4 protein-coding genes and 1 pseudogene are annotated in these 6,011 nt (G+C 54.4%); 1 reads left to right on the forward strand and 4 read right to left on the reverse strand.

Annotated elements, in window-relative coordinates; translation table 11 throughout:
• From CS369_RS01680 to CS369_RS01690, 3 genes and pseudogenes are all read right to left on the reverse strand, one after another.
• Entirely contained in the window at window positions 1-486 is a 486-nt protein-coding gene (locus tag CS369_RS01680) for a SiaB family protein kinase (RefSeq protein ID WP_280514698.1), read from the reverse strand.
• Window positions 487-631: 145 nt separating this feature from the next.
• Entirely contained in the window at window positions 632-1,855 is a 1,224-nt protein-coding gene (locus CS369_RS01685; protein WP_196905746.1) for a SpoIIE family protein phosphatase, read from the reverse strand.
• A 97-nt stretch (window positions 1,856-1,952) separates the two neighbouring features.
• Window positions 1,953-3,159 (reverse strand): annotated as a pseudogene (locus CS369_RS01690) (alpha/beta hydrolase).
• A gap of 315 nt (window positions 3,160-3,474) precedes the next feature.
• Here CS369_RS01690 and CS369_RS01695 point away from each other — a divergent pair.
• Window positions 3,475-4,206, forward strand: coding sequence for an FCD domain-containing protein (locus CS369_RS01695; protein ID WP_196905747.1), 732 nt, complete (start codon window positions 3,475-3,477; stop codon window positions 4,204-4,206).
• Window positions 4,207-4,313: 107 nt separating this feature from the next.
• Here the strand turns inward: CS369_RS01695 and CS369_RS01700 are convergent, their stop codons facing one another.
• Entirely contained in the window at window positions 4,314-5,798 is a 1,485-nt protein-coding gene (locus tag CS369_RS01700) for a mannitol dehydrogenase family protein (protein ID WP_196905748.1), read from the reverse strand.
• Window positions 5,799-6,011 lie beyond the last annotated feature (213 nt).

The following is a 6,011-nucleotide window of genomic DNA, read 5'->3' on the forward strand; positions in this document are numbered from 1 at the left end:
TCAGATGATCGCCTTCAGATAAAACGTGGATAAACCCGTTGATTCATCTGATTGAAAGGTGAATTGCAACGGTTCGCTGGCGTCTCGTGCCACGGTTAACAGCCCGATATCCGCACCTTTGCTCCATGCGGGGGCTTTCTGACGCAGCGATGCTTTGTAGGCCACTTTGATTTCGTCTGCCGTGATGGCGCGCAGCAGTTCCAGCCGCACCCGCAGTTTCTCCATATCCTCGGGATGTACCGGGTTGGCACACCACAGGAAATACTTCCCGTCTTCCCACCCAAGGCAGACGGAGCCCTGTCGCGCTTCCTGCTGCTGGTCGGGTGTGGTTAACGGCAAGGCGGAGTAACGGGTGATGTTTTGGCCCATTTCGATAAAGCTGGAGAACAATTTGCTCCGCACCGGGGAGGGTACCTCGGTTTTCTCAAACTGGAGGCGTAGCGTTTCTGCCAGTGAGCTGATGATGCTCTGTGAAAAGTAGCCGATATATTAGAGCGAGATATCGCGCGCCACGCCGGTGTGGAACAGCGCGCCCTGTGGGGCGGCGTACTCTCCTGGCGCATTGCCGGGAAAGGTGGAAGCTGAGGTGCCGTGCTGTTGAATAGCCATGGTCAAGGTCGCCTGGTTGTAATCACTGTCTAAAGCCCCAAAAAGTCAGGTCGTCCCGTCGGGGCTGCTGACCCTGGTAGCGTTGATGCTCTTGTTGTAATTGTCGGGCCAGTTCGGGCATCGGTAATGCACGGTAGCGCAGTAATGCTGCCTGAAGCCGACGTTTGCCAAACATGATGCGTCGCTCACCGCCAACCTGATCCGTTAATCCATCCGTGGTGGTGAAAAACAGGTCTCGATCTGCCAGCGTTAACCGATGGTTAGTCCAGGCATAGTCGTAGGGCGTATCGGTGTAGCCGACGCCCATGCGATCGGTAGTCAGCGGGCGCACATCGTTATCATCCTGTGCCAGCATAAATGCCGCCATGCGCGCGCTGGCCCAGGTCAGGTTGCGCGTGGCTGTGTTCATATGTACGGCAATGATGTCACAACCATCATTTGAGCTGCTGTCACCGTTCTGCTGTTGTCCCAGCGTATTTTTGATGTAGCGATTGATAATTTGCAGCAACTGCGCGGGATCGTCAGGGGGGCAGGTAACCAGCGCATGTTCCAGCGCTGAGGCAAAGATCAGGGTCATAAATGCGCCGGGGACGCCGTGACCGGTACAATCGATTATCACCGCCAGCCAGCCATCAGCCGTGGTTTTAAACGCGTAACAATCGCCGCCCACGCAGTCGCGAGGCTGCCATGCCAGACACCAGTCGCTCAGCGTGGCAGACATGGTTTGCGCAGAGGTGGAAATCATCGCCTGCTGGATGATGCTGGCGTACTCGATACTTTGCATCACCTGCTGGTGTTGTTGCAAATGCAGGTCCGATACCGCTTTGATTAGGTCGATGCCTAATCCAATGCCCAGATAGGTGCCCTCGCGGGTGATGATAAAACCATCGGTAAGCGATTTACCTCCTGAAATAACAATTTGATTATAAACGGTATTTAATGAGGCATTGGCATCGACTATCAGTGGATTTTTGTCCATAAAAGCGATGCAGCTTTTTTTATCATACAGCTCGCGATAAAACGGTCGCGACATTTGTGACAAAAAAATATGACGGTTGATAAGCCCGAATGGTCTGCCGTTCTCTACCACTGGCAAACTCACCAATTCTTTGTATTTATTGAAAAGCTGCAAGACCGTGGCGTTATCCGTTTCGGGGCTGGCCTCGGGTGTAACAATGCATAAGTCGGCGGCCGTGGGAGCGCCTCTGTAGGGTCTGTTCTGCGATAACTCGGGTGTGGCGTCCATTGGGTCACTATCAGTCCAGTGTGGGGGAAACCGTATTCCCCCCACACTTTACCCGGTATTAATGACGCTATTGTGACGCCGATTTTTCTTGTCACAATCACGGTGCTGCGGCAACGGTGCCTTCGCTGTTCAATACACTGGCCATGACCTGATTTTGCCAGTCGAAATAGGGGTTAAAGGTTAAATGGATATGCGTTTTTCCTGGCTCCTGGTAGCCCCAGTCGAAATACCACACGTCCTCTCTTTTCTTGCAGTCATCGGCGGCGGGTGTGGCGGGGCCGTTAGAACATAAACGTAATGACCCTGTTCGTCCATAGAGTGGGTTATCGGGGGAAAACAGGATCGACATGTGGGAAAACTGGCTGATGCGTCATTCCGGCAGACGATCGACACGCACCAGTACGCGCTCGGATACCGGCTGTGTCGGGTGATTATCGTACCAAATGACGCGACGGGCTGGGTGAGGGAACACCTTGTCAAACTGTGCCAGCATGGCGGCGGTATTGAGCACCGAATCGTGCTGCGCCCAGCACCATCAGCACCGGCTTGTCGTAGGGACTTTTTGCCAACAGGTGGCGTACGTTGGCGCTGGAGTAATAAAATTGTGCGAAACCGTTGGTGGGAACGCGCAGATAGCGCGTAGCAATCTGCTGCGGCTGCCCCGGTCGCGGCGGGCGCAGCCAATCGGTCACGGAGGCCAGCAGCGGAGCCAGAAAATCGAGCGGCTAGTCAGAGCGTATAGCGGGAGAAAACAGTACCAGCCCCTGAATTTCCGGATGCTGTAAGGCGTATTCCAACACCAGATTGCCACCCGTCGAGAAGCCGCCCAGGTAGACCTCGCCCACTTCTTTATGCAGCAAAGCGGCTTGCTCAGCCACTACGCGCCGCCAGTCTTCTACGGAAACAGGCATCAAATCAGCGGGTTGTGTGCCATAGCCGGGGAGCAGCACGGTGCGCACCAGAAAGCCCCGCTGTGTCAGCGCCGGAATGATATCGGTAAACGAACCAGGGGAATCCCCCAGACCGTGTACTAGCAATATGCCTTTGCGTGCGGTGCCTGTCGGTCGGGCTTCCGACGGCGTGTTCCAGGTTAATTCCAACGCCTTATCCAGCGTTTGAAAACGCCGATGCTCCTCAACCCAACGCGTAGCTTCCTGCTGATAGCGGGCAAAGGTTGGCTGCCCTAACGGCGTAATAGGCGGAGGTGTGCGACTACAGGCGCTCAAAAACGCCAGCAGTATCAACATACACAGGCCGCGCCAGTAGTGCGAGCGAGATAAAGGGGCAGAGCGCATCAATGCCATCGATGAATCCATTGTTGTCCGATGAGAATTGTTGTCCGGTGAAATAAGCGCAAGGCAGTTCCGAATGAATAATAGAGAATGGCGGATTTTTCGGCAATGGATTTGCCGTTACTTTCAACGGTGGTCGACCGCCGTAGTAAGCGGTCAGCTAACTTGGCGTGCTCTGCGCTCCGGTGGATGCGGTTTGTTCAAATGCGCAGCCGGTGGCAATTTATGTGACAGCTTAATGTTATACTTGCGTCAGATTTGCGTATTTTTTATTCTTTGGTCAGGCCAATTTTGCGCCATCGTTATTTATGAAGGGAAAATAATAAAATGCGATTATATCAAGACATCGGTAACAAGATTCGGACAGATATTCTGGATGGCAAATATCAGGTGGGTGATCGTCTTCCTCCCGAACGTGATATCGCAGAGAGTTTTTCCGTTAGTCGCAGTGTGGTGCGTGAAGCCTTGATCATGCTGGAGCTAGAGAAACTGATTGAGGTGCGTAAAGGCTCCGGCGTGTATGTGATTCAGATTCCAACCGAAGATAAGAACCGCAATGCAGAGAGCGGTTACGGTCCGTTTGAACTGATGCAGGCGCGTCAACTGCTGGAGAGCGAAGTGGCAGCCTTTGCAGCTATGCAGGCGACCAAGACCGATATTCTCAAGATGAAGCAGGCTATCGATCAGGAGCGTCAAGCGCTGGATAACGGCAGCGTAGACGAGAGCGCGGACGAGCTGTTTCACTGTTTGCTGGCGCAATCAACGCAAAACAGCGTGCTGGCCAATATGATTTATGAAGTGTGGCAGGCGCGTAAACGCAGCTCCATGTGGCACGGTTTGCACTCGCACACGGTAGATTTCAGCTACCAGCGTCAGTGGCTGGACGATCACCAACGTATTCTGCGCGCGGTGACCCGCCGCGATGCCAAACAGGCGCGTCAGGAGATGTGGCAGCATCTGGAGAATGTGAAGCATAAACTGCTGGAAATTTCGGATGTTGACGATCCGGCGTTCGACGGTTATCTGTTTGAATCGGTGCCTGCGCCGCAGGAAACGTAATAACAATAGCTCCAGCGCCTCCTGTAAGAGATTTCCGTGCTCTTGCAGGTTACACGCGTTTCTTCTGTTCGTTGTCCCCGGCCTATGCCGGGGACAACGAGGGGATGTTACAGCGTTGATACCGCCGCTTTCGCACCTTTCTCACTCAGCAGCAGGTACGCTTTGGTCACGCGGCGTACAAACTCTTGATTCTTCGCCAGATCGTCGCCGAAGATAGCCGTTAATCCTAACAGGGCCTGCACGCGTGCTGCACCGTCTTGTGTTGCATCGACGACAGCGCGCAGTTGTGTTGCCATCGGATCGCGTACGTCGATAGTTTGACCGGCGTCATCCACGCCGCCCACATAACGCATCCAACCGGCGATGCCCAGCGTCAGGCAATTGTAATCGCTGCCGTTTTGCAGGTGCCAGCGCACGGACTCCACCATACGCTGCGGTAGCTTCTGCGTGCCGTCCATGGCGATTTGCCAGGTGCGGTGTTTCAGCGCCGGGTTGGTGAAACGGGCAATCAACTGCGCGGCATAGCCCGGTAAATCTTCGTTAACGTGCAGCGTCGGTGCCTGCTCTTCCAGAATCAAGCGTTGAGTCGCATGACGGTAATGGGCATCCGCCATGCAGCCATTAATATGTTCGTAACCGGCCAGATACCCCAGATAAACCAGGAAGGAGTGGCTACCGTTGAGCATGCGCAGCTTCATCTCTTCGAACGGCAGAACGTCATCCACCAACTGTGCGCCGGCCACTTCCCATTGTGGGCGACCCGCAACAAAGTTGTCTTCCACCACCCATTGAATGAAAGGTTCGCAAGCGATGCCTACCTGATCGGCGATGCCAATGGCCTGCTCCACTTCAGCCAGCGTTTCCGGCGTGGCGGCAGGCACGATGCGGTCCACCATGGTGTTGGGGAAAGTGACATTGGCCGCGATCCAGTCCGCCAGCTCTGTGCTGCGCAGCTGTGCCAGCTCCAGCACCGCGCGTTTCACCACATTGCCGTTTTCCGGCATGTTATCGCAAGAAAGCACGGTAAACGCTTTCAGGCCACGTTCACGACGCACGCGCAGTGCTTCTACCAGCAGACCTGGTGCAGAAGCAGGCGCGGTCGGCAATTCCAAATCTTGCTTGATCAGCGGATTATTGATGTCTACGCCGCCGCTGGTACGATCGATGCAGTAGCCTTTCTCGGTAACCGTCAGGGAAACAATGTTAACTTGTGGCTCTGTCAGCTTTTCCACCACGGTGTAGATACCTTCCAGACGTGCATGTAGCGATTCGTGGACTGAACCGATAACAATGGCCTGACTGCCTTCTGCCCCTTTTTCCAGCACGGTATAGCGGTGGTCCTGCTCACGCAATTGGCTAATCAGGCTTTCACCGCCAAACAGGATCACTTCACAGTATCCCCAGTCACCGCCTTGTTGACTCAGAACGCGGTCGGTAAGCAGCGCCTGATGCGCACGGTGAAACGCCCCAAAGCCGATGTGTACCATGCGGCTTGTGAGTGCATTACGATCGTACTGGGGTTGGCGTACGTCCTCTGGTAGCGGGGTGTTGGCAAGGGTGGCGTGATGCGTTGCGGTGGTCGACGTTGTCATAACAATATCCCTGAGTACGGTAGGCCATCATGCGTTAGCGCGTTCACTCGCCCTTGACGGTGGAGATTGTAGGAGAGCAAGGTGAAAAGTGGCCTGACCAAATAATGTAAAAAGACGCTTTGGTATAAAGCTTCACGGCAAAACTGTTTGGGTCTTCCCCTATCATGGTGGCACACACCCTCAATCAAGTATAATTATCTATACTTGTACCTT

The organism is Candidatus Symbiopectobacterium sp. 'North America' (genome assembly GCF_015762685.1).
Classification (GTDB): domain Bacteria; phylum Pseudomonadota; class Gammaproteobacteria; order Enterobacterales; family Enterobacteriaceae; genus Symbiopectobacterium.